Source organism: Amycolatopsis sp. cmx-11-12, from assembly GCF_046269425.1.
In the GTDB taxonomy this organism is placed as follows: Bacteria; Actinomycetota; Actinomycetes; order Mycobacteriales; family Pseudonocardiaceae; genus Amycolatopsis.
Map to the genome: position 1 here is coordinate 55,947 of NZ_JADNQM010000004.1, position 24,624 is coordinate 80,570.

The 24,624-nt window shown below is 68.5% G+C and carries 18 protein-coding genes; 6 read left to right on the forward strand and 12 right to left on the reverse strand.

The features are described 5' to 3' along the window. Positions 1–5: 5 nt before the first annotated feature. The 8 genes from secA to ACLARN_RS06845 form a co-directional block, all read right to left on the reverse strand. Positions 6–2,837 carry a preprotein translocase subunit SecA gene (gene secA, locus ACLARN_RS06810; protein WP_409490440.1) on the reverse strand — a complete coding sequence of 944 codons (2,832 nt, stop codon included), beginning with the start codon at positions 2,835–2,837 and terminating at the stop codon, positions 6–8. A gap of 227 nt (positions 2,838–3,064) precedes the next feature. After that, on the reverse strand, positions 3,065–3,757 hold the full coding sequence (hpf, locus tag ACLARN_RS06815) for a ribosome hibernation-promoting factor, HPF/YfiA family (RefSeq protein ID WP_409490441.1): 693 nt from the start codon (positions 3,755–3,757) through the stop codon (positions 3,065–3,067). A gap of 543 nt (positions 3,758–4,300) precedes the next feature. After that, positions 4,301–4,939 carry a ComF family protein gene (locus ACLARN_RS06820; protein WP_409490442.1) on the reverse strand — a complete coding sequence of 213 codons (639 nt, stop codon included), beginning with the start codon at positions 4,937–4,939 and terminating at the stop codon, positions 4,301–4,303. 643 nt (positions 4,940–5,582) lie between these two features. Next, positions 5,583–7,310, reverse strand: coding sequence for an LpqB family beta-propeller domain-containing protein (locus tag ACLARN_RS06825; RefSeq protein ID WP_409490443.1), 1,728 nt, complete (start codon positions 7,308–7,310; stop codon positions 5,583–5,585). Beyond that, a complete protein-coding gene (gene mtrB, locus ACLARN_RS06830; RefSeq protein WP_409490444.1) occupies positions 7,307–8,986 on the reverse strand; it encodes an MtrAB system histidine kinase MtrB in 1,680 nt (559 codons plus the stop codon). The genes ACLARN_RS06825 and mtrB overlap by 4 nt, the downstream gene beginning before the upstream one ends. A 43-nt stretch (positions 8,987–9,029) precedes the next feature. Then, positions 9,030–9,707, reverse strand: a complete 678-nt coding sequence (gene mtrA, locus ACLARN_RS06835; RefSeq protein ID WP_005150760.1) for an MtrAB system response regulator MtrA — start codon at positions 9,705–9,707, stop codon at positions 9,030–9,032. Positions 9,708–9,818: 111 nt separating this feature from the next. Next, the gene (locus tag ACLARN_RS06840; protein ID WP_409490718.1) at positions 9,819–10,946 is read right to left on the reverse strand and encodes an NAD(P)/FAD-dependent oxidoreductase; all 1,128 of its coding nucleotides are present in this window, start codon (positions 10,944–10,946) and stop codon (positions 9,819–9,821) included. An 11-nt stretch (positions 10,947–10,957) separates the two neighbouring features. Continuing rightward, positions 10,958–11,275 carry a bifunctional 3-phenylpropionate/cinnamic acid dioxygenase ferredoxin subunit gene (locus tag ACLARN_RS06845; RefSeq protein ID WP_409490445.1) on the reverse strand — a complete coding sequence of 106 codons (318 nt, stop codon included), beginning with the start codon at positions 11,273–11,275 and terminating at the stop codon, positions 10,958–10,960. Positions 11,276–11,428: 153 nt separating this feature from the next. Here ACLARN_RS06845 and ACLARN_RS06850 point away from each other — a divergent pair, with 153 nt between their 5' ends. From ACLARN_RS06850 to ACLARN_RS06865, 4 genes are all read left to right on the forward strand, one after another. After that, on the forward strand, positions 11,429–12,214 hold the full coding sequence (locus ACLARN_RS06850) for an IclR family transcriptional regulator (protein ID WP_409490446.1): 786 nt from the start codon (positions 11,429–11,431) through the stop codon (positions 12,212–12,214). A 270-nt stretch (positions 12,215–12,484) separates the two neighbouring features. Further along, positions 12,485–14,911, forward strand: a complete 2,427-nt coding sequence (locus ACLARN_RS06855) for an FAD-dependent oxidoreductase (RefSeq protein WP_409490447.1) — start codon at positions 12,485–12,487, stop codon at positions 14,909–14,911. Continuing rightward, complete coding sequence (gene solA / locus ACLARN_RS06860) at positions 14,908–16,053, forward strand: N-methyl-L-tryptophan oxidase (RefSeq protein ID WP_409490448.1); 1,146 nt, start codon at positions 14,908–14,910, stop codon at positions 16,051–16,053. Before ACLARN_RS06855 ends, solA begins: the two co-directional genes overlap by 4 nt. Then, positions 16,050–17,153: an aromatic ring-hydroxylating oxygenase subunit alpha gene (locus tag ACLARN_RS06865; protein ID WP_409490449.1), complete on the forward strand. Its 1,104-nt coding sequence runs from the start codon at positions 16,050–16,052 to the stop codon at positions 17,151–17,153. The genes solA and ACLARN_RS06865 overlap by 4 nt, the downstream gene beginning before the upstream one ends. A gap of 39 nt (positions 17,154–17,192) precedes the next feature. Here the strand turns inward: ACLARN_RS06865 and ACLARN_RS06870 are convergent, their stop codons facing one another. The 3 genes from ACLARN_RS06870 to ACLARN_RS06880 all read right to left on the reverse strand — a co-directional run bounded on the left by ACLARN_RS06870 (position 17,193) and on the right by ACLARN_RS06880 (position 19,298). Next, positions 17,193–17,825 (reverse strand): dTMP kinase, encoded by a 633-nt coding sequence (locus ACLARN_RS06870; protein ID WP_409490719.1) that lies wholly within the window; start codon positions 17,823–17,825, stop codon positions 17,193–17,195. 139 nt (positions 17,826–17,964) lie between these two features. Beyond that, positions 17,965–18,732, reverse strand: a complete 768-nt coding sequence (locus ACLARN_RS06875; RefSeq protein ID WP_409490450.1) for a hypothetical protein — start codon at positions 18,730–18,732, stop codon at positions 17,965–17,967. Continuing rightward, the gene (locus tag ACLARN_RS06880) at positions 18,729–19,298 is read right to left on the reverse strand and encodes a papain-like cysteine protease family protein (RefSeq protein ID WP_409490720.1); all 570 of its coding nucleotides are present in this window, start codon (positions 19,296–19,298) and stop codon (positions 18,729–18,731) included. Before ACLARN_RS06880 ends, ACLARN_RS06875 begins: the two co-directional genes overlap by 4 nt. 340 nt (positions 19,299–19,638) lie before the next feature. On the opposite strand from ACLARN_RS06880, the gene ACLARN_RS06885 reads away from it, so the two are divergent. Further along, complete coding sequence (locus ACLARN_RS06885; RefSeq protein WP_409490721.1) at positions 19,639–20,622, forward strand: hypothetical protein; 984 nt, start codon at positions 19,639–19,641, stop codon at positions 20,620–20,622. A gap of 117 nt (positions 20,623–20,739) precedes the next feature. Here ACLARN_RS06885 and ahcY read toward each other — a convergent pair whose 3' ends face one another. Further along, positions 20,740–22,212 (reverse strand): adenosylhomocysteinase, encoded by a 1,473-nt coding sequence (gene ahcY / locus ACLARN_RS06890; protein ID WP_409490451.1) that lies wholly within the window; start codon positions 22,210–22,212, stop codon positions 20,740–20,742. Between the two features lie 91 nt (positions 22,213–22,303). Here ahcY and ACLARN_RS06895 point away from each other — a divergent pair, with 91 nt between their 5' ends. Beyond that, positions 22,304–24,598, forward strand: a complete 2,295-nt coding sequence (locus ACLARN_RS06895; RefSeq protein ID WP_409490452.1) for a hypothetical protein — start codon at positions 22,304–22,306, stop codon at positions 24,596–24,598. The last annotated feature ends 26 nt before the right edge of the window (positions 24,599–24,624 follow it).

The window sequence follows — 24,624 nt, forward strand, 5'->3', positions numbered from 1 at the left end:
TGTCTTTAGCGGCGCGGGCCCTTCTTGCCCTTCTTCTGGGCGGCGCGCTGCGCGGCGCGGCGCTCCCGGCGGGTCCCGCTCTGGTCGCCGCCGTCGCTGTCGCCACCGTCCGAATGCGACTCGACGCCGCCGTCCTCGGACGGACCCGACAGGGTCAGCCCGGACTGCGAACCGCCGCCGAGTCCCTTGCCCCGCAAGGCGGACGGCACGGATTCGGTGTCGGTCGCCGGACCCTGCGGAGGCGTCGGACGGGCGTGCCGTCCATCGCCGTTGGCGGCCTGGCCGTTCCCGGAGCCGACACCGGCGGGCAGCGCGGACGCGGACTCCGGCGACGGCGCGGCGGGCTCGGCCTGCTCGACCTGGAGGTTGAACAGGAAGCCGACGGCCTCCTCCTTCAGCGACTCCAGCATCGCGCGGAACATGTCATAGCCCTCGCGCTGGTACTCGATGACCGGGTCGCGCTGCGCCAGTGCCCGCATGCCGATGCCCTCCTTGAGATAGTCCATCTCGTAGAGGTGCTCACGCCATTTGCGGTCGAGCACGGTGAGCATCACCTGACGTTCCAGGCTGCGCATCGCGCCTTCGCCGACCTTGGCGTCGATCTCGGCTTCGCGCTCGTCGTACGCGCGGTGGGCGTCCTGGAGCAGCGCCTCGCGCAGCCCGTCGGCGTCGAGGTCGTCGTCCGCGGTGAGGTCGTCCCAGGTGGCCTTGACCGGGTACAGCGTCTTGAGCGCCGTCCACAGCTTCTCGTGGTCCCAGTCCTCGGCGTAGCCCGAAGAGGTCTCTTCGGTGACGTACGCGTTGATGACGTCGACCAGCATGTGCTCGATCTGCTCGCGAAGATCCTCGCCCTCGAGGACGCGCAGGCGCTCGGCGTAGATCACCTTGCGCTGCTCGTTCATCACCTCGTCGTACTTGAGGACGTTCTTGCGGATCTCCATGTTCTGCTGCTCGACCTGCGTCTGCGCGCTCTTGATCGCCTTGGAGACCATCTTGTGCTCGATCGGCACGTCGTCCGGCAGCCGCATGGTGGTCATGACCCGCTCGACCATCGTCGCGTTGAAGCGGCGCATGAGCTCGTCACCGAGCGACAGGTAGAACCGGGACTCACCCGGGTCGCCCTGACGACCGGAACGACCGCGGAGCTGGTTGTCGATCCGGCGCGACTCGTGCCGCTCGGTGCCGAGCACGTACAGCCCGCCCGCCTCGCGGACCTCGTCGGCCTCGGCCTTGGTCTCCGCCTGGATCTCTTCGAGCACCTTCGGCCAAGCGGCCTCGTACTCCTCGGAGTGCTCCACCGGGTCGAGGCCGCGGTCGCGCAGCACCTCGTCGGCGATGATGTCCGGGTTGCCGCCGAGCACGATGTCGGTACCGCGGCCCGCCATGTTGGTGGCGACCGTGACCGCGCCCTTGCGCCCCGCGCGGGCGACGATCAGCGCCTCCCGGTCATGGTGCTTGGCGTTGAGGACCTCGTGCGGGACACCCAGCTTGAGCAGCAACTTCGACAGGTGCTCGGACTTCTCGACACTCGTGGTGCCGACCAGCACCGGCTGGCCCTTTTCGTGCCGCTCGGCGATGTCCTCGGCGACGGCCTCGAACTTCGCCTGCTCGGTCTTGTAGATGAGGTCGGCCTGGTCGGCACGGACCATCGGCTTGTTGGTCGGGATCGGCACCACACCCAGCTTGTAGGTCTGGTGGAACTCGGCCGCCTCGGTCTCGGCGGTACCGGTCATGCCCGACAGCTTGTCGTAGAGCCGGAAGTAGTTCTGCAGCGTGATCGTGGCGAGCGTCTGGTTCTCGGCCTTGATCTCGACGCCTTCCTTGGCCTCGATCGCCTGGTGCATGCCCTCGTTGTAGCGGCGGCCGTGCAGGATGCGGCCGGTGAACTCGTCGACGATGAGGACTTCGCCGTCGCGGACGATGTAGTCCTTGTCGCGCTTGTAGAGCTCTTTGACCTTCAGCGCGTTGTTCAGGTAGCCGACCAGCGGCGTGTTCGCGGCCTCGTAGAGGTTCTCGATGCCGAGCTGGTCCTCGACGAAGGCGACACCCTTCTCGGTGACACCGACGGTGCGCTTGCGGATGTCGACCTCGTAGTGGATGTCCGCCTTCATCAGCGGGGTCATCCGCGCGAACTCGACATACCAGCGCGAGGACTGGTCCGCCGGACCCGAGATGATCAGCGGGGTCCGCGCCTCGTCGATGAGGATCGAGTCCACCTCGTCGACGACGGCGAAGTTGTGGCCGCGCTGGACGCAGTCGTCGAGGCTCCACGCCATGTTGTCGCGGAGGTAGTCGAAGCCGAACTCGTTGTTCGTGCCGTGCGTGATGTCGGCGGCGTACTGACGGCGGCGAACCTCGGGCGTCTGGTCGGCCAGGATGATGCCGACCTCGAGGCCGAGGAAGCGGTGGATCCGGCCCATCCATTCGGCGTCACGTTTGGCGAGGTAGTCGTTCACCGTGATGACGTGCACGCCCTTGCCGGAGAGCCCGTTCAGGTAGGCGGGAAGCACCTGGGTCAGGGTCTTGCCCTCACCGGTCTTCATTTCGGAGACCTGGCCGAGGTGCAGCGCGGCGCCGCCCATCAACTGGACGTCGTAGGGCCGCTGGCCGAGCACGCGCCAAGCGGCCTCCCTCGCCACCGCGAACGCCTCCGGCAGGAGGTCATCGAGGGACTCGCCGTCCGCGTGCCGTTTACGGAACTCGTCGGTCTTCGCCCGCAGCGCGGTGTCCGAAAGTTCCTTGACGTCGTCTTCGAGGGTGTTGATGTGATCGGCGATGTGACGTAGCCGCTTCACCATTTTGCCCTCGCCCGCGCGGAGCAGGCGGTTCAGCACCATCCGGTCGACCTCACTAGCTGATTGTGATCGCACCCGAGCCGGTCCCGGGCAATCTCGTACGCGGTGGCGCCTGGTAACGCACCACCGTCCGACCCCATCGTAGGGAACACCTCGGTGTTCGCGCACGCACCGTCCGTCGGGATGTGGGGGGCCGGACACGACGGCGGCCCGCACGCGATCACGTGCGGGCCGCCGTCATAGGCGATAGGGGTGTCGGAGGCCTCCGGCTAACTCAGCCGGATGACGCCGTAGTCGAAGCCTCGCCTCCGGTAGACGACGCTCGGGCATCCGGCGTCGGAGTCGTTGAACAGGTAGAAGTCGTGACCGACCAGTTCCATCTCGTAGAGAGCCTGATCGACCGTCATGGGATCCGCGTCGTGTTTCTTCTCGCGGACGACGCGACCGGGCTGGTGTTCGGTCACCCCGTCATCCCAGCGCTGCTGCTGGGGCATCTCGAAGTCGTCACCGCTCTCGACAGCGAAACCGTTGGCCATGGGTTCGGCCTCGGGCGCTTCGAGCAGCGCGGTACCCGCCAGATGTCGGGTGTCGGTGGTCATGCCACCGGCGGCCGCCATCGAAGTCGCCTCGGCGACGGATTCCGGGCGGCTGCGGCCGTAGTGCACGCGCCGGCGGTCGTGTGTCTTCCGCAACCTGTTCTCGAGCTTGTTCAGTGCGGAATCCAGCGCTGCGTAGAAGTCGCCTGCACACGCTTCGGCGCGTACGGCGGGGCCCCGGCCCTTCCCGGTGATTTCGACGCGCTGGCAGTTCTTCGACTGCCGGCGATTGGGCTCATGGAAGAGCTCCACGTCGTAACGGATGACCTTCTTGTCGTAGCGCTCTAGCCGGGCCAGCTTTTCGCTGACGAGTGCCCGATAGTGGTCGGGCACCTCCACGTTGCGGCCCTTAACGACGATGTCCATACACGACCTCCCTCGCTGAAATGACTGCGAGCTGTAGATGTGTTCACTAAGGCGCCGGTAAAGCGGGGACGAAGCCCGGATCGCGGGCGATGAGGGAACTCGGCATGCGGCCACGACGTCTCGTGTCGGATGTCCGAGCGCGGACTCAGCGCGGCTCCGGCGCCAGGGACATGGGCTGGTCACCTCCCTGCCTGCCGGGATTGCTGATAGCGCTGCACGTTAGCTGTAACACGCCGCGAGCAACAGCCCCCGAGCCGGGGGATATCAGGACGTGAGACCTCGTTACCGCACGCGACGACGGCGGTGTGTGCAGCGGGACAATCCGGCCTGCCGGGCGTCGTCCCGGTGATTTGTTTTCACGCGGACGGCGCAAGCCTTCGGACAGGAAAAAGCCGAGGGTGACGCTGCCGAGGGAATCCGCCGCCACCCCGGTGGAGTGGCGGGCCGTTGGAGTGTTCCCCGGAAGCTGCCTCATATCCCGTCAACGCCCTTGTACCCATTCTCGTTCCCGATCATTCATCACTCTTGTAGGTGACCTCTCGATCACCCGGCGGCGGCCAGTGCTACCACCGCGGAAACGTGAATTCCGCTTATGTCCAACAGACGGGTACAAGCGGCGGCCGTCGCTCCGGTTGTGATCACGTCGTCAAGAAGAATGACCCGCGCGGGCCAGACTCCCGGTACCAGGCGGATGCGGCCGTCGAGGTTCACCGCCCGCTCGGCGCGAGTGAGCCTCGCGGCGTCACGGACCCCGGCGTCGAGTTTGAGGGCCGGGGCCACTGTTGCCGGGTTTCCTTTGCTCGCCAGCACTTTCGCGCACTCTTCGGCCATACGCTGGACATGGGGTCCGCCTCGGACACGCGAGGCGGACCGTCTCGACGGGACCGGGACGAGGCACGGGCTCGCTTCCGGTTCGGGCAGATGCGGCAGAGCTTCGGCGAGGGCTTCGCCCAAGGACGGCGCGAGGTCGCGGCGGCCGCGTTCTTTGTAGGCGAGGATCAGGCGGCGGGCTTCGTCGGCGTAGCGGGCCAAGGCGTAGACGGGTACGAGACCGATCGTCGGGGCGCGGGTGATCTCGCTGAGCGAACCCCAAACGGTCCGACAGGTCGCGCAGCAAGGGGCGCCGGGCGCCCCGCAGGACGCGCAGCGGGCGGGGATGAGGAGATCCAGGAGTTTGGACATGGGGTGAGTGTCGTTCGGGGCTCCGACAGTTCCGGGGCCCGTCGTGTCATGAAAGGTCCGCTTAGGACACTTTTCGTCTTAAGCGGACCTTTCAGGACAGCAGTCGAGGAGAAGGCACTGGTTCCTGGGACGCGCTCGGGATGCCAGTGGAGAAGAAGGTGCCTTCAGGCGCATCGCGCCTTCGCAGCTGAGCCTCGGTCCGTGAAGGCCTCCTTGCCTACCCTCAAGGTAGGGTCCCGGCAAAGTCGAGATCTTGCAGGTCAGTCGGCTATTCGCCGCCTGCGTGAGGCTGACGGTGAAGGAATCGGGACGTTGAATGTCCCCATTCCTTCACCGTCAGCGGGCACACCGGTTGCGGAGCCCCCCGAGCGGGGAGGATTCCGGACGTTCAACGTCCGGAATCCTCCCCGCTCGACCCTTGCGGGCACTAGCGATATCAAGCCCGGATTACCAAGAGCAGCGCTGACCAGCAGCCCTGCGACTTTGCCGGGACCCTGCCCTCGAGGTAGGGAAGGAGGCCTTCACGGACCTCTCCAGCAGATGGTTTGCTAGCACCGCTAGGAAAGCTGCCGATACTAAAGGTCCCTTGCTCCCCTCCGGAGCCGAGGGAAGGGGGCCTTCACGCAGGAGTCGCGCAAGCCCCTCAGCCCGGGTAGAACGGATCCGCGTTGGTGACCGTATGCGCCTGCGGCCGCCAGACCTCGCCCAGCTCGGACGCCACCCACAGCCCACCCGCGTCCGCGACCAGGTTCTGTCTGCTCGGCGCGGCGGTGACGCCGTGCACCGGCGGGGTCAGGTTCGAGCTGTTGAAGGTGTCCATCCGCTGCCCGTCCAGCGGCACCTTGACCACCGGCAGCGTGCTCGACGACGTCGCGGCGATCAGGTGGTCCTGGGTCGCCCAGTCGACGTCGACGACGTCCTTGAGGTCGCGTTCCTGCAGCTTCCGCGGCGACCGCAGCGCCACCGAGTCCGCCGTCCGCACGATCGAGGCGACCACCAGCTGCCCGTTGACCACCGCGGCCAGCCTGGACCCGTCGCGGGAAAGGCGCAGTTCGGTGACCTGGCCGAGGCCGGTGAGCATGGTCGCGTCGACACCGGCCTTCACCCAGCGCCCGTCCGCGGCCAGCGTGACCCTGGCGACGGTGTTGTGGTCGACGACCGTCCAGACCTCGCCCGACACCCCGCCGCCGCGGGCGACCGGCCGCCAGGTGGGGCGGCTCAGGCTGCCGCCAAACAGATCCACCGAAGCGAGGTCGCGGCCGAGGTCGCCGACCCGGAGCCACTGCCTGCCGTCGCGTTCTTCGACCACCGCGAGCCGTTTGCCGTCGACGGACTGCGCGCCGCTGATGACCTTGTACCCACCGTTGCCCGCCGGTCCGCCGACCGGTGCCCCGTCGCCGAGCGACCGGACCCGCCCGTTCACGGTCATCAGCCCCGGCAGCTCCGAAGTGGGCACGATCTCCGTGTTGTAGGGGAGAAGTTCGTTCGCACGCCAGTATTCGTGGTCCGGGACCAGCGCGGTGCCGTCGGCCAGCAGCCGGATCCGGCTCAGCGTCACCGTCTGCAACGAGAGGACGATCTGCGCGGCGATCAGGTTCCGGTCCGCGAGGCTGGCGCCGCCGATCCCGGTCAAGGCGATGTCCAGCGTCCCGTCGTCCGTACTTCGCACGTTGGTCTCGGTGGCCACCTGGCCGCCGAGCAGGTCCTTGACCGCGCCCTTCAGCCCTTCCGACGGCCCCTGGAGGACCAGGTCCATCACCCGGCCCGGGAGCCCGGCCTGCGGTTTCGCCGCGATGTACCGGAGGTCGGGGACGAAGGCGCCGGAGTCGGGCGAGTAGAAGCTGATCGGCACCCGGAAGTAGTTGGTCGTGAAATCCTTGTCAGTGACGGCGAGCTCCTGCGGCGGATCCACAATCCGCCACTGGCCGTTCGGCTGTTTCCGCAGCTTGAACTGCTGCGAGTACTCGGCCTTCAACGGGATGAACGCGCTGTCGGGGCTCAGGTTGCCGAGTTTGAACCCGCGGACGGTCACCACCTGCTCGTCCGGGTTCGCCGTCGGCGACGAGGTGTCGTAGACGGTGCCGAAGGTGTTGTCGATGATCGTCAGCCCTGGCGACGGCTTCCAGTTCCGCCGGGCTTCGTCGTCGAGGTAGACCCGTGCGTCGGCGTTCCCGGTGCCCGGTGTCGCGGAGTTGCGGATGAACTGGCGGGTGACGGTCAGCGAGTCGATCCCGGCCGCCGGTTCGGGGACGTCCACCGGGGTCTGCGCGGGTTTGTCCCCGGGGACGACCATGGGCTGGGATTCGAGCGGGATGTTCGCGCAGCCGGCGACCAGCAGGAACACCGCAAGCAGGGTCAACAGCCGTTTCATCGGCCGACCTCCTCGGGCTCGGCGAGGATCGCGTCGGGCGCAGGCCGGACTTCGAGCAGTCCGGACGACCCGTGCGTATCGGTCGCCTTGTGATCGGGCGGCGGCAGGACCAGCGGGCTCTCCCCCATCGGAGTGTCCTGTTGCCGCGGCAGCACGAGCCGGAAACAGGCGCCGTGGCCGGTCTCGCCCCACGCGTCGAGCACGCCGCCGTGCAGCCGGGCGTCCTCCTGGCTGATCGCGAGGCCGAGCCCGGTGCCGCCGGTCCGGCGGTTGCGGGACGGGTCGGCGCGCCAGAACCGGTTGAACACCAGTTCCGCCTCGCCGGGGTGGAGCCCGACACCGCGGTCGCGCACGGTGATGGCGACGGCGGTCTCGTTGACCGCCAGTGTCAGCACCACCGGGTTCCCCTCGCTGTGGTCTACCGCGTTGGCCAGCAGGTTGCGCAGGATCCGCTCGACGCGGCGCGCGTCGACCTCGGCCGCCGCCTCCTCGTCCGGCAGCACCAGCTCGACCGAACTGCCCGCGTTGCCCGCGATCACCCGGACCTGTTCGACGGCCCTGGTCGCGATGGGCCGGACGTCGATCAGCTCCGCCGAGAGCTCCTCGACACCCGCGTCGAGCCTGCTGATCTCCAGCAGGTCCCCGAGCAGGGCCTCGAACCGGTCGAGTTCGTCGACCAGCAGTTCGGTGGAGCGGGCGAGACCCGCCGGGAACTGCTCGCGCGACGCGTGCAGCACGTCGGCGGCCATCCGGACGGTGGTCAGCGGGGTGCGCAGTTCGTGTGAGACGTCGGAGGTGAACCTGCGCTGAAGGCCGCCGAAATCCTCCAGTTGGCGGATCTGCCGCTGGATGCTCGCGGCCATCCCGTTGTAGGACACGGCGAGTTTGGCCAGATCGTCCTCACCGAGCACGGCGAGCCGCTGGTCCAGGTCTCCGCCCGCGAACTGTTCGGCCGCCGCGGCGGCCTGCCGGACCGGCCGGACCACCTGCCGGGTGACCAGGTTCGTGATCCCGGCCAGCAGGAGCAGCAGCACGAGACCACCGACGAGCAGCGTGTTCTGCACGGTCGAGACGGTGTTCTGCTCGCTGGTGAGCGGGTACAGCAGATAGAGCTGGAGCGGGTTGATCATCGTGGACACCGGGGCGCCGACGATCAGGTACGTCGTCTTGCCGCCGTCCGGTTCGGAGACCGTGTGGATCAGGTGGCTGACCTGCTCGGTCTCCACGAACTGGCGCAGCCGGACGGGCACCTTGTCGTAGGGACCGGCGGCCACCGGACGGCTCGACTGGTCGCGGCCGCCCGCGACCAGCACCGGCTCGAAGGTGCCCGCGGCCGATCCGGCGCCGTCCTGCGAAGTCGTCGTGCTGGAGATCTTCTTCAACGCGTTGTTCAGCCGCGCGGTCAGCGCGTCCGAGCTTTCGGTGCCGACACCGACCAGTTCACTGGCCGCGGTCTCGACGACCGCCCTGGTCTGGGCGATCGCCGCGTTCTGCTTGGTCTCGACCAGCCGTTCGGTGATCTGGTTCTGCAGCACCATGCCCAGCACGAACACCACGGCCGAAGACAGCGCCAGCGTCGACACCGTGACCCGGAATTGCAGCGAATGCCGCCAGAGTTCGTTGAACGAGACGACTTTGCGGCGCACGAAAACCACGATGCGCCGGAGGTGGCGCATCGTGGTTTGGGCGAGCCTTGGCAAGCGTCCTCTCATGGGGCGATCACGGCGGGCCTGCCTTGTACCCGACGCCGCGAACGGTCAACACCACCTCGGGGTGTTCCGGGTCCTTCTCGACCTTCGAGCGCAGCCGCTGGACGTGCACGTTCACCAGCCGGGTGTCGGCGGCGTGGCGGTAACCCCACACCTGCTCGAGCAGCACCTCGCGGGTGAACACCTGCCGAGGCTTCCGCGCGAGCGCGACCAGGAGGTCGAACTCCAGCGGGGTCAGCGGGATGGCCTTGCCCTCCCGCGTCACCTCGTGGCCGGGGACGTCGATCGCGAGGTCGCCGATCGTCAGCGACTCGGCGGGCTCGGCCTCGGTGCGGCGCATCCTGGCCCGGACACGGGCCACGAGTTCCTTCGGTTTGAAGGGCTTGACCACATAGTCGTCGGCTCCCGACTCGAGCCCGAGGACGATGTCCACGGTGTCGCTCTTGGCGGTGAGCATGACGATCGGCACGCCGGACTCGGCCCGGATCGCCTTGCAGACGTCGATGCCGTTCATCCCGGGCAGCATGAGGTCGAGGAGGACCAAGTCCGGTTTCAGCTCACGAAGCGCGGGCAGCGCCCGTGAGCCGTCGGCCACGACGGCTGTGTCGAACCCCTCCCCACGCAGCACGATGGTGAGCATCTCCGCGAGAGCAGGGTCGTCGTCGACGACCAGAACACGTGCCTTCATAAACCTATGTTCGCACTAGTTTCCCCGCGCGAGCGCGCGACCCGGCGATGTGACCACCAGAAAGATCATCGAAACGGGCAAATTGCTCCATCCGAGTAGGGCCTTCGTGCTCTAGAGGGAACGCCGAAGCCTGGTGAAGGGCCGTGGGGAGTCGATCGCGAAGACGCCGGTCAGCGCGTCTTCGCGGTGATAGGTCGCGACGAAACGCTTCGCCGCGACATCGCCTTCGACGATCCGCACGTCTTCTGTGGCCACTCCGGCGAACTGGATCCGGTGTCCGTACTGATCGGACCAAAAGTAACCGTGTCGTGCGAAATGCGTGACGGTCGCGCCGGCGAGCAGGTTCTCGACCGCGACGCCCGCCTGCTCGTTGGCGGCCGTCCAGTGTTCGGCGCGGATCCGCCTGCCGCGCAGACGGCAGCGGTACCGCGCGACGTCACCCACCGCGATCACTCGGGGATTCGCTGTGACACAGCCGGAATCGACCAGCACCCCGTCGTCGACGGCGAGCCCGGAGCCGGTCAGCCATTCGGTGACCGGTCGCGCGCCCACTCCGGTGACGACGAGATCGGCCGGGATCTGCCTGCCGTCCGCGAGCCGCACACCGGTGACGCGATCGGCCCCGGTGAACCCGGCGACGGGAACGCCCGCGATCAGCCGGACGTCGCTTTCCGCGTGCAATCCACCGCATACCGTGCCCATTTCCGGGCCGACGACCGGAGCGAGCGGGACGGGCATCGCCTCGATCACGGTGACGTCGTGGCCGAGCAGACGGCAAGCGGACGCGACCTCGGCACCGATGAATCCCGCGCCGATGACGACCAACGAAGACGGCCCCGCCGCGAGATCCCGTTTCAAGCCGACGGCGTCTTCGAGCGTTCGCAAGGTATGAACGCCTTTCAGATTTCTTGCCGCTCCAAGGGTTCTGGCCACCGCGCCGGTCGCGATGACGTAGCCGTCCGCGGCGATCGTGGTGCCGTCGTCGAGTGTCACGCCGTCGCGACCGAGCGCCTCGGCACGGACGCCGAGATGCCATTCGGCGTCGAGGTCGTCTTGCTCGTCGAGGGCGAGGTCTTCGGCGGAAACCTTGCCCAGCAAGAAGTCCTTCGACAGCGGTGGCCGGTCATACGGCGGTTCGACGCCGATCATCACCAGCCGTCCGTCGAAACCCCGCGAGCGCAACTCCTGCGCCGAACGGAGTCCCGCCAGGGAGGTCCCGACGACGGCGACGGTTCTCAAGCCACTGGTTCTCAAGCCACCTCCCGGCGCGCCTCGGTGTCCACGTAGATCACCCCGTCGTCGACGACGACCGGGTACGTGCGCACGGCGTTCTTCGCGGGCAGGCAGGCCGGGACACCGGTCCGCAGGTCGAACCGCGCCGCGTGCAGCGGGCATTCGACGAAGCAGTCCTCGATCCAGCCGTCGGCCAGCGACGCGTCCTGGTGGGTGCAGGTGTCGTCGAGGGCGTAATACCCGCCCTCGGCGTGGAAGACCGAGACGGGCACAGGGCCCTCCAAGCGGAGGGCCTCGCCCTCGGGCAGTTCGGAGACGGAGCAGGCACGGATCATCGGGGCCTCCGGGGAAAGGACCGACGGTTTGTTGATGTTGCGTATTACGAGACATGACGTGCTCTGCGCAACAATCGCTCCCGAGGGGCCGGTACGTCAAGGGATTCGCCCACTCAGCCGAGCGGATCCGAGCGAAACGGCTACTGTTGCGTCATGCGGAACCAGGACGCGGGGAACGCAACGCCCAGTCAGGTGCAGTCGGTCGACCGCGCGATCAGTGTGCTGGAACTGCTGGCGCGCAACGGGGAAACGGGGATCACCGAGATCGCGGGCGAACTCGGCGTGCACAAGTCGACGGCCTCCCGCCTGCTGAGCGTCCTGGAGAACCGCGGCCTCGTCGAGCAGCTCGGCGATCGGGGGAAGTACGCGATCGGCTTCGGCGTGGTCCGGCTCGCCGGCGCCGCCACCGGCCGCATGGACCTGGCGAAACTGGGCAGGCAGACATGCCAGGGCCTGGCCGAGGCACTCGGCGAGACGGTCAACATCGCGATCGCCGACGACGGGGTCGCGATCAACATCAGCCAGGCCCGCGGCTCGGCCGCGATCAGCACGCAGAACTGGACCGGCCAGCGCACCCCGCTGCACGCGACCTCCAGTGGGAAGGTGCTTCTCGCGTACATGGGCGATGTCGAGCGCAAACGCTTGCTCCGGCGGAAACTCGAACAGTTCACGCCGCGGACCATGATCGACCCCGACGAGCTGACCGCGGAACTGGAACGCGTCGCCGAGGACGGGTACGCGGCCTGTTTCGAGGAGCTGGAGCTGGGGATGCACGCGGTCGCGGTGCCGGTGCTCGGCCCCGGCGGCGATGTCGTCGCGGCGATGAGCGCTTCCGGTCCGTCGTACCGGCTTTCGAAGCAGCGGGTGCGGCAGATCGTGCGGCCGCTGGCGGAGGCTTCCGCGGATCTCTCGGCTCAGCTGGGGTACTTCGCTGAGTGATGTGACCGCGCGGCCTCGGCAATTAGTCACCTAATTGCGACACCGTCGTGCGCTGCACGCCCCCTCGACCGTCGCAATTAGGTGACTAATTGCGGGGATAGCGCGAGGGTTGAAGAGGGCGACCGTTTCGGGCTCTTGACAGCGCGCCCGCACGTGCCGCACTTTGTTGCTGAAGACGGAACACCGTGCACCGTACGCAACAGCGCCTGTCACCCCGATGCCCGCGTGTCCATTGTGGACACCCTGGGCAGGCAGGAGGTTCCCCTCACCATGGCCCCCAGACCCCGCGTGGTCGTGATCGGCGCCGGCATCGTCGGCTGCGCGATCGCCGACGAACTGACCGAACGCGGCTGGACCGATCTCACCGTGCTGGAGCAGGGCGACCTGTTCACCACCGGCGGGTCCAGTTCGCACGCCCCCGGTCTGGTCTTCCAGACCAACGGCTGCCGCACGATGACCGGATTCGCCCAGTACACCGTCGCCAAGTACAGCGCGCTCGACCTCGACGGGCGGCCGTGTTTCCGGCCGGTCGGCGGGCTGGAGGTGGCCACGACGCCGGAACGGCTCGCCGATCTCAAGCGGCGGCACGGCTGGGCGACCGCGTCGGGCGTCGAAAGCAGGCTGATCGAGCCGGGCGAATGCGCCGCGCTGCATCCGCTTCTCAATCAGGCCAAGGTGCTCGGCGGGTTCCACATCCCTTCGGACGGCCTGGCCGAACCGCTGCGGGCGGCCGAGGCGCAGGCCCGCCGCGCGATCGGGCGTGGCGCGAAGTTCCTCGCGCGGCAGAAGGTCGTCGGCGTCGAAAGCGCGGGCGGCCGGGTCACCGGCGTCACCACCGAGACCGGGAGCTTCCGCGCGGACATCGTGCTCTCGTGCGCCGGGATGTGGGGGCCGCTGCTCGGCGAGTTGGTAGACCTCGCGATCCCGCTGGTCCCGATGGCGCACCAGTACGCGCGGACTACTCCCCTGCCAGGGCTCGGCGGCGCGACCCGGCCGATCCTGCGGCACCAGGACGCCGACCTCTACTTCCGTGAGCACGGCGACAGGATCGGCATCGGCGCGTACGGGCACCGGCCGATGCCGTTGCCCGCCAAGGAGATCGGCGCCGGTGAGGGCATGCCGTCGGAACTCGCGTTCACGCCCGCGGACTTCGAGGAGTCCTGGGCCGCCGCCGTCGACCTGCTGCCGTCACTGGGCGACACCAAGGTCGAAGAGGGCATCAACGGCCTGTTCTCGTTCACTCCGGACGGGATGCCGCTGCTGGGCGAGCACCCCGGGCTCGACGGGTTCTGGGTCGCTGAAGCCGTCTGGATCACGCATTCGGCCGGTGTCGCACGGGCGATGGCGCGCTGGCTGGTCGACGGGCAGCCCGGCGCGGACCTGCACGGCTGCGACCTCGCCCGGTTCGAGCCGGTCCAGCTGGCCCCGGACTACGTACTGGCACGCAGTTGCCAGAGCTTCGCCGAGGTCTACGACGTCGTCCATCCCTTGCAGCCCATGGAGGAACCGCGTCCGCTGCGGACGAGCCCGTTCTACGAGCGGCAGGCCGGGCTCGGTGCGTTCTTCCTCGAAGCGGGCGGCTGGGAGCGGCCGCACTGGTACGAGGCGAACGGGAATCTGCCCGAAGTGGAGAGCGTCCCGGCGCGCAACGACTGGGCCGCGCGTTACTGGTCCCCGATCGGCGGCGCCGAGGCATTGGTGGCGCGGCGGCGGGTCGCGATGTTCGATATGACGTCGCTGAAACGCGTCGAGGTCACCGGCCCCGGGGCGTTGCCGTTCTTGCAGACGATGACCACGAACCAGCTCGACAAGAAGCCGGGTTCGGTCACCTACACGCTGTTGCTCGGCGAGGACGGCGGCGTGCGCAGCGACCTGACCGTCGCCCGGATCAGCGCCGAGCGGTTCCAGGTGGGCGTCAACGGCAACATCGACGTCGACTGGCTCCGGCGGCACCTGCCCGGTGACGGCGCCGCGCAGATCCACGAGACCACGCCGGGAACCTGCTGCATCGGCCTGTGGGGGCCGCTCGCCAGGGCCGTCCTGCAACCACTGTCCACAACGGACTTCTCGCACAAGGCGATGGGCTACTTCAAGACGAGACAGGCGTACGTCGGCCAAGTACCGGTGACCGCGATGCGACTGTCCTATGTGGGCGAACTCGGCTGGGAGCTGTACACGAGCGCCGACCTCGGCCGCGAACTGTGGGACACGCTCTGGGAAGCCGGGCAGGCGCACGGGATCATCGCCGCCGGACGGGACGCGTTCTCCAGCATGCGGCTGGAGAAGGGCTACCGCCTGTGGGGCACGGACGTCACCGCCGAGCACGACCCGTACGAGGCTGGGCTCGGATTCGCCGTCCGGATGGACAAGGGTTATTTCATCGGGCGGGACGCGCTGGCCTGCCGATCGGCGGAAACGGTCACCAGGAAACTGACCTGCCTCACCGTCGACGATCCGTATTCCGTCGTACTCGGCAAGGAACCGGTGTACGCCGACGGCCGCCCGGCCGGATACGTCACCAGCGCCGCCTACGGGTACACGGTCGGCAAGAACATCGCGTACGCCTGGCTTCCGGCGGAATTGTCGGTGCCGGGCAGGCCGCTGGAGATCGAGTACTTCGGCGAGCGGATCCCCGCCGTCGTGGCGGACGAACCGCTGTTCGACGCCGGTATGACCCGGATCAGGAGTGCCGCATGAGCCATTACGACGTCATCGTCATCGGCCTCGGCGGCATGGGCAGCGCGGCCGCGTACCGGCTCGCCCGGCGAGGACAGCGCGTGCTGGGCATCGACCAGTTCGCGCCGGTGCACAACCTCGGGTCCAGTCACGGCGGCTCGCGGATCACGCGGCAGGCGTACTTCGAGGATCCCGCGTATGTCCCGCTGTTGCTGCGAGCGCACGAACTGTGGGACGGGATCGAACGCGACTCCGGCCGGAAGATCTTCACCCGCTGCGGCGGGATCATGCTCGGCGGCCCGGATTCGCGGACGGTGTCGGGAAGCCTCGCCAGCGCCCGGCGATGGGATCTGCCGCACGCGATCTGGGACGCGCCCGAAGTCCGGCGCCGGTTCCCGACGATGAACCCCACCGACGGCGAGATCGCACTGTACGAGGAGAACGCCGGGTTCGTGGTGCCGGAAAGCAGTGTGGCGGCGCATCTCCAACTCGCCGCGCGGGCCGGAGCGGAATTGCGTCACGAGGAGAAAGTCCTTTCGTGGCAACAGACGTCCACCGGTGTCCGGGTCGGGACGTCGCAGAACTTCTACACGGCCGAACAACTGGTGATCTGCCCGGGCGCCTGGGCGCCGCGGCTGCTCACCGAACTCGGGATCGACTTCACCATCGAACGCCAGGTCCAGTACTGGTTCTCGCCCTCGGGCGGGGCGGAGCCGTTCCGCGCGGAACGGCATCCGATCTACGTCTGGGAGGGCCAGGAAGGCCGCCAGTTCTATGGTTTCCCCTCGCACGACGACGCCGGGAGCGTGAAGGTCGCGTTCTTCCGCGGCGGTCGGACGTGCACGCCGGAGACCATCGACCGGACGGTGCACGCCGAAGAGGTCGACGAGATCTCGGAGTTCGTCGGGCGGAAGATGCCATCGCTGCCCGGCGAGTTCCGGCGCGCGGCGACCTGCATGTACACGAACACCCCCGACGAGCATTTCGTCATCTCCCGCCATCCCACCCACGACCGCGTGGTGGTCGCCTGCGGGTTCTCCGGGCACGGCTTCAAATTCGTGCCGGTGGTCGGCGAGTTGCTCGCGGACCTGGTGGTCGACGGCGCCACCGATCAGCCGATCGCCCTGTTCGATCCCGCCCGGTTCGCCGGAGTCCCGAGATGACGAGTCTCATCCCGACACTGGGCGGCGGCTACTACACCGATTCCGAGATCTTCGCGGCGGAGCAGGAAAAGATCTTCGAGCGCGGCTGGTTCTGCGCGGTGCGTTCGGCGGACCTTCCGTCGGCTGGTGACTTCCGGACCATCCACATAGGACGGGAGAGTGTCATCGTCAGCCGGGGCCGGGACGGCGGGCTGCGGGCGTTCCTCAACGTCTGCCGCCATCGCGGGGCCCGGCTGTGCACGGAAGAGACGGGCACGGTGAAACGCGCGTTCCAGTGCCCGTACCACGCGTGGACGTACGGCCTCGACGGAAAACTGATCGCGGCGCCGAATCTGGCGAACCTGCCGGACATCTCCCGCGCCGAGTACGGGCTGCATACGGTGCACCTGCGGGAATGGCTGGGTTACGCGTGGATCTGCCTCGCCGCGGATCCGCCATCGTTCGAGGCCGACGTCGAAGGCGCGGTGCGGGAGCGGCTGGGCGACCTGGAATCGATCGAGCGCTACGGGCTGGACGGGCTTTCGGTCGGGCGGCGGATCACCTACGACGTCAAGGCGAACTGGAAACTGATCGTCGAGAACTTCATGGAGTGCTACCACTGCGCGACGATCCACCCGGAACTGACCGAGGTGCTGCCGGAGTTCGCCGACGGGTACGCGGCGCAGTACTACGTCGGGCACGGCGCCGAATTCGGCGAGGACGTCGACGGGTTCACCATCGACGGCGGTTCGGGCTTCGAGCGGCTCGACGGTGTCGTGAGCGAACAGGACAGGCGGTACTACGCGATCACCATCCGGCCGCAGGTGTTCGTGAACCTGGTGCCGGACCACGTGATCTTCCACCGGATGTACCCGCTCGCCCCGGACCGGACGGTCGTCGAATGCGACTGGCTGTACTCGAAGGAGGTCATGGCGTCAGGCCGGGACGTTTCGCGGTCGGTGGAGTTGTTCCACCGCGTCAACGAGCAGGACTTCGACGCGTGTGAACGCTGCCAGCCCGCCATGGCGTCCCGCGCCTACCGCGGCGGTGGGGTGCTGATGCCGTCCGAGCACCACATCGGCGAGTTCCACACCTGGCTACTCACGCAACTCGGCACCTAGTTGCGATCCTCACGCTCGCGAAACATCGCAAGTAGGTGACTAGTTGCGGAGGAGTTCGGTAGCCAGAGCAGGGGTGTCGACACCGGCGGCGCCGTCGAGGACGTGCCAAGGCGCGAGCCAGCCTGTCGCGGCGAGTTCGTCGTAAACCACGGAGCATCGCTTCTGGAGCGCGTCGTCGGTCTCGAAGGAATCGCGGGCGCGGTCGGCGTCGCTCTCCGCCCGGCGCTGCGCGCGTTCGGCGGCCACGTCGGTGGTGACCCGCAACAGCAGATGCGCGACCGGCACCGGCAGGCCGAAGCGGTCGATCTCCAGTTCCCGCAACCACCGCACGAACTCGCCGTCCGCGCCCTGGTGGAGCCGGGCGGCGCCGTACGCCGCGTTCGACGCGACGTACCGATCGAGCAGCACGACGTCGTGATCGGCGAGACGGGCGCGGATCTCGTCGGCCGCGCCCCGGCGGTCGAGCGCGTAAAGCATCGCCATGCCGTACACCGAGTCGGCGAGGTCGCCGTGCCCGCGGTGCAGCGCTTCCTTCACGAGGTCGGCGTGCACGCTTTCGCCGTAGCGCGGGAACGCGATGGACGTGACGCTCGCTCCGGCCGCGTTCAGCGCACCGGTCAGCGCGTCGGCGAGCGTGCGCTTGCCGGCGCCGTCCAGACCTTCGATCACCACGAGTCGTCCCACGTGCACAGGATATGGGCAGCACCGCGAAGCGGTTCCGTTGAGGGCGGTGGCGGGGGCATGGATGGATAAGAGGTAGTGGTCGACCGGCGGGCCAGACGGGTCAGCTCACGTCCGGCCCACCGGTCCGCTAGGGGATGCGCCGCTTCGAGTGCAGGAAGAAGCCGGCGATACCGATGAGGAGCAAGCCGCCGCAGATCAGTAGCGGGACGAAGCCGGTGTCCTGCGCGTCGGGCGCGGGGCCGCCGTCGCCGCGAGGCATCACTTGGGCGTTGTAGCCGCCCGCCTTGCCCTCTTGGGCGTACGGCGAGCCCGCGAGGATCGCGCCGTACCGGCCGGAGACCGTCTTCTGGTACTCCGCGAGGGTGGCCGAAGCACCGGCCGCGTAACCGCTAACGCCTGAGTCGAGCAAGGTCACCTTGCCGTCGCGCAGCGCGTACCAGGCGTCGACCTGGGGTTCGTGGAGCAGCGTCGCACCGGCGGGCAGCCTCCGGGCCAGCGCGCTTTCCCGGTCACCCGAGGCGATGTTGCCGACCCGCCAGGAGCCGTCGTCGCCGCGGACCGACCAGACGGTGGCGGTCTGCCCGTCGGACGCCGTCACCGGGACGGCGACGTAGGCGAGTTGCCCGGCGACCGCGCCGTCACCGGCGACGAAATCCCTCGAAAGCTCGTAAACCGGGAAGGATTCGTCGACGACACTCACCGACGGCGCGTGACTCGAACCACCCGTCTGAGTGAAGAAGCGGCCGATCTCGGCACGCAGCGTGGGGTCGTCGGCAGCCGCCTTCGCGGCCGCGAGATCTTCACCCGACAGTTGGTCCGCGTGCGCTCCGGGCGCCGACAGCAGCAGTGCGACCGCGACCAGCCCGGCGAGCCCGAGGAACCGCCGCGCGCTCATCGCCGGATCCCGGTGAGCGTATGGGTCCAGGTGAAGGACTTGTTGTCCGCGTAGAAGTCGTAGGTCGACCAGTTGTAGCGACTGCCGGTGGGCAGTGGATCCCCCCACGAGACCCACTTCCGGCCGAGGTCGGAGCCGTAGAGCACGTGCGTGTGCCCGCCGCCAGAGGCCCAGCCGACCCGCGTCTGCACGGGACGGCCGGAACCGGTCTGCTCCCGGACGGCGGCGTACCCGATGCGCCCCTTGACGTACTTCCCCGGGTCCGAGAAACCGAGCTTGCCGAAGGCGTGCCGGACGTCGCCCAGCGTCCCCGGGCGGTCGGCGCACTCCCGGCGACGCTCGTCGTGAGCGATCCGGCAGAATTCGTTCTGGGCGATGGTCACGCCGTGGCGTGCCGCGATGGTGGTGCCGGAAGCCACCCAGCACCACTGGGACTTTTCCTGCACCTGCATGGCGATGGGGTTCTGCCGGTCGGACGGCGAGGGCACCGCGCTCGCCGGGGTCTGGATAGCCAGCCACGCCGCGACACTCGCGGCGCCGGCGGCGCAAACCCTCCTCGAGAACACAGGCACAACGGGCCTCCTGGTCACCATGGCGAACCAATGTGGTCACAACGGTGAACAGCAGGCTCACACAGAGCAAGATGGGCACTCGGCGGAACGGACCGTTCCGGGGCGTTTCCACACCCCGGAACGGTCACTCTTCCGGGGTCAACCACCCCGAACGGGGGACGTAGTGTTCACAGTGCGCTGCTAACGTGAACGTTCCGCGGTGTTCACGCTCAGCGCACACACTGGTCTGGTGAAGGGACGAGCGGTGACACGAGACGGTGTCGATGCGTTCTCGGCGGGAGAGCGTGCCTCGAACGGAGCTGATTCGTCCTCGGCGGGAAGGCTTGCCTCGGACGTGGACACCCCGACGATCATCGACGGCACGCGCCGTCAACCGCTCGAAGCCCTGCCCAAGGAGCTGGTCGAGGCTCTGCGCAGCGGCGAATTCCACCACGCGCTCCGGCAGGCGATCGCCTATCGCGGCCTCTCCCTCGCCCGGCTCCGCGCGCATCTCGGGCTCCGCGGCGTCCAAATCGGACAGTCGACGTTGAGCTACTGGCAGCGCGGATTACGCCAGCCGGAGGTACCCAAGGCGCTCCCGGCGGTCCGCGCGCTGGAATCGGTACTGCAACTGCCCGCGGACGCGCTCGTCGTGCTGATCGGGCCGCGGACGACGCGGGCACGCGGACACCAGATGGCCGCGTCGTTCCACGACATCCGGTCCGGTGACATGGGCTCGATCGTCGACCAGCTGCTGGCCGAACTCGGCGCGTACCCGTCGTCCAACCGCTACAACGCCGACCTCGAGATGCTCTCGGTGCACGACACGATCACCTTCGACGCCGCGCACCGGCAGGTCGGCCTGCAGACCCGGCTGGTGTGCCGGGCGCGGCGCCACGGCCCGGACCGGTACGTCACGGTCTACAACGGGGATCCCGGCTGCAATATCGCCGACGTCGAGCTGATCACCGCCGAGGGCTGCCGCGTCGGCCGGATCCGGCGCAACGCCGATGCCGAGACGATGGCGACCGAACTGCTCTTCGACCGGAAACTCGCCGAGGGCGAGATCCACGTGTTCTGCTTCGAGGTCCGCGACGACTCCGGCACCGCGTCGCCCGGGTACTTCCGGATGCTGCGGGACCAGTGTTCGAGCTACCTGGTGCAACTGAAGTTCGCGCTCGGCGCGCTGCCCGCCCGCTGCACGCGGCAGTTCCGGACACGCGACGACGCCGTTCCCGTCGAGTCCGAAGAGCTGCCGCTCGACATGGGCGGCGTCACCAGTGGTTTCTTCAGCGACGCCGGGCCGGGACTGGCCGGCATCGAGGTCGAGTGGCGCTAGCGCCACGCAATTAGTCCTCTACTTGCGGTGGCCCCGTGCGCGTGAAGGCCTCCTTCCCTCGGCTGAGTCGAGGGAAGGGGGCCTTCACGCGGGTCCCGCGAGGGCTTGGCCGGTACGTCAGTACCGGTAGTGGTCCGTCTTGAAGGGACCTTCGACGTCCACGTCGATGTACTCCGCCTGGTCCTTGGTCAGCTTCGTGAGCTCACCACCGAGCGCGTCGAGGTGGATCTTCGCGACCTTCTCGTCGAGCTTCTTCGGGAGGCGGAAGACCTCCTTGTCGTACTCCTCGTGCTTGGTGAACAGCTCGATCTGCGCGATCACCTGGTTGGAGAAGCTGTTCGACATCACGAACGATGGGTGCCCGGTCGCGTTGCCCAGGTTCAGCAGGCGCCCCTCGGACAGCACCAGGATGCTCTTGCCATCAGGGAAGACCCACTCGTCGACCTGCGGCTTGATGTTGATCCGCCGGATGCCCGGGTAGCGCTGGAGGCCCGCCATGTCGAGCTCGTTGTCGAAGTGGCCGATGTTGCCGAGGATCGCCTGGTGCTTCATGCGCGCCATGTGCTCGACGAGCACGACGTCCTTGTTGCCGGTGGTCGTGATGATGAGGTCGGCCTCGCCGAGGACGTTCTCCAGCTTCTTGACCTGGTAGCCGTCCATCGCCGCCTGCAACGCGCAGATCGGGTCGATCTCGGTGACGATCACCCGCGCGCCCTGACCGCGCAGCGATTCCGCGGCGCCCTTGCCGACGTCGCCGTAACCGCAGACGACCGCGACCTTGCCGCCGATGAGGACGTCGGTGCCGCGGTTGATGCCGTCGATCAGCGAGTGCCGGATGCCGTAGCGGTTGTCGAACTTCGACTTGGTCACGGCGTCGTTCACGTTGATCGCCGGGAACAGCAGCTCACCGGCCGCGGCGAGCTGGTAGAGCCGCAGCACGCCGGTGGTGGTCTCCTCGGTGACACCGAGGATGCCTTCGCCGATCTTGGTCCATTTGCCGGTGTCGGCCGCGACAGAGGCGCTCAGCAGCTGAAGGAACACGCGGAACTCGTCCGAGGTGTTCTCGTCCGGCGAGGGGACGACGCCCGCCTTCTCGAACTCGGTTCCCTTGTGCACCAGCATGGTGGCGTCGCCGCCGTCGTCGAGGATCATATTGGGACCCTCGCCGTCCCAGGTGAGCATCTTCTCGGTGCACCACCAGTACTCCTCCAGCGACTCGCCCTTCCAGGCGAACACCGGCACGCCCTTGGGCTCCTCGGTGGTGCCGTGCGGGCCGACGACGACAGCCGCGGCGGCGTGGTCCTGTGTGGAAAAGATGTTGCAGGAGGCCCAGCGCACCTCGGCACCCAGTGCGACGAGGGTCTCGATCAGGACCGCGGTCTGTACCGTCATGTGCAGCGAGCCCGAGACCCGGGCTCCCCGCAGGGGATACACCTCGGCGTACTCACGGCGCAGCGCCATCAGGCCCGGCATCTCGTGCTCGGCGAGGCGGATCTCCTTGCGGCCGAACTCGGCGGCCTCGAGATCGGCGACGGCGAACTCGATGCCGTTGCGGGTGTCGTGCCGCTTGGCAACGCTTTCGGGGGTCATATGCGCGCTTCCTCCAAGGTTGGATGACAACAGAACAGTACCGTTGTCGGCTCAAAGCCCACTGAACAGTTTGGAGGCCTTCACCGTGGTCATGCCGGGTCCCGATACCCGCGTCGTCGAAATACGCGTACCCGGGTTAGTGGGCACGAGCGGTGAAAGTCTGCTGGATTCGACGTCGGTGGTCGACGTCGCGGGCGACGGGATCGGCAGGCTGATCCGGCCGTCGGACCGGCTGCGCCGACCCGCTCCCGGTCCGGTGCTGCCCGCGCTCGGTCGTTCGATCCCGCGCATCCTCGAAGGCTACCTGTGGAGCGGGATGACCTCCGGTGGCGCGGCGAAGGCGACTTGGGCGCTGCTGTTCCCGTTCTCACTGGCGAACGTCGCGCACTGGATGCTGCCGCCGGTCCCGGAGGGCAAACGGTTCGCGGCGATGCTCGGCACGGCGTGCCGGGCGATCCTGCGAGTGGCCTCGCTGCTGCTGACGATGCTGCTGATCAGCCAGCTCGCGGTGGTCTCGCTCGATCTGTTCGCCGCGCAATGCCTCGCACCGAGTTCACCGTGTCTCGCGGGCGCGCCCTCGTTCCTGCGGGATTTCGCGCCGCTGCGGACGGCGATCGGAGTGGTGCCGCTGCTGGCGCTGATCTTCGTGCTCGACCGAATCCCGTCGTCGGACTGGCGGTCGCGGAACAGGTTGCACCGCGTCCACAGTCCGGCCCCGCTGCAACCACAGGACATGCCGCGGACGCCGGGCCTGCGCACGCTGCACACCGTCGCCGCCTTGACCTGTGTCGCGCTTCCGTTGCTCGGCGGGCCGTTCCGGCTGCCGACGACGACGTTCGACCTGGTCGTCTGGATCTGCGCGCTGGCTCTCGTCCTTGCCGCGCTGGTGGCGTCGACGGTCGGTTTCTCGGCGGGCCCGGTGATCCGCGGCGGGCTGATCGCGCTGGCGGTCGCACTGGTCGGGATCGCCGTCGTCCGCCGCACGCCGCTGCCCGCCGGGCTTCCGGGCGGCGGGCTCGGCGGCGCGGACGGGACGGTCGAGGCGCTGGGCGCGGCGATGGTCGTGGTGACCGTGCTGTTCGCGCTGCTGCTCATCCCGTCCGCCCTGCTCGGCCGGTCGACTTGGAAACACCTGCCGCACCGGTTGCGGCCCTGGCTCGGCGGCTGGGCGGCGGCGCCGGTCGTCGCGCTCGCCGGTCTGCTCGGCGGCGGCTTCGGCGCGGGACTCGCGGTCGCGCTGCGGCAACTGGTCGGCGCGAGCGATCTCCGGCTGCCCGACACCTACGTCCTGGTGACCGTGCTGTGGGGCGCCGGGCTGGCACTCGCCGTCGTCCTCGGCATTCTGGGCTTCGCGGTGGCCGTCCCGCTGCGGCGGCTGCGGCGCGGCGTCCCGAAGATCGTCGCGCTGATGGAGATCGGCAAGGCGCAGGAAGAGGAGGCCGCCCGCGTCTGGGCCCGTGCCTCGTGGGAACGCAAGCATCTGCACCATCTCGCGCTGGTGGTCGCGCTGGCGATGGCGGCGGGCGGCGGCGCTCTCCTGGTGCTGCGCTTCGGTTTCGGGCAGCTGCCCGGCTGGTTCTCGACGCTGTCGGGGATCGGCGTGTTCGCGCTCGGCGCGCTGGCGGCGGGGCTGCTGCGGGTCGTTTTCGCCGCCGCGACGACACCCAAACGCAGCCGTCACCTCGGCGCGCTGGCAGATCTCGTGTGCTTCTGGCCGCGTGCCGCCCATCCGACCGTTCCGCCGAGCTACGCGCTCAAGGTCGTCCCGGAACTCGCGGACCGCGTCAAGGAACATCTGGCCGATCCGGGCACGCGGGTCGTGCTGTCCGGGTACAACCTCGGCAGTCTGCTGACCGTACTCGCGGCGGCGCGGGTGATCGCCGACCTCCCGCCGGAGGACCGCGACCGCGTCGGGCTGCTGACCGCGGGCTCGCCACTGCAATGGGGCTACCAGCGGGCCTTCCCCGCGATGCTGCCGCAGGCGCAACTCTCGGACCTGTACAAGGATCTCGACGGCCGCTGGCGGGCGCTGTGCCGCGGCACGGACATCTTCGGCGGCGGCGTCACGACGTGGCGGCATCGCGTGGTGGCCGGGAAACTGCTGGGCGACGGCTATCTGCCGGGCGGCGGAACGGGCCCGCTGGCCGCGGAGGCCGACGAGCAGGGCGTCCTGGTGCTGGGCGGCGATCACTGGCTGCCGGACCCGATGCGCGGACCGACCGGGCGGCACCGCTGGGCGCCGGGCGTCCTCAAGCACACGGATTACGTCGTCGACGCCGAATGGGACAACGCCGTCGCGATGGCCGCCGGACTCGGCCGCCCCCGCCCCACGAACCCTTGGGGCGAGCAGGGATCGCTGTTCGGGGACTTCCCGCAGATGCGCTGAAGGCCCCCTTCACGAGGAAGAGGGCC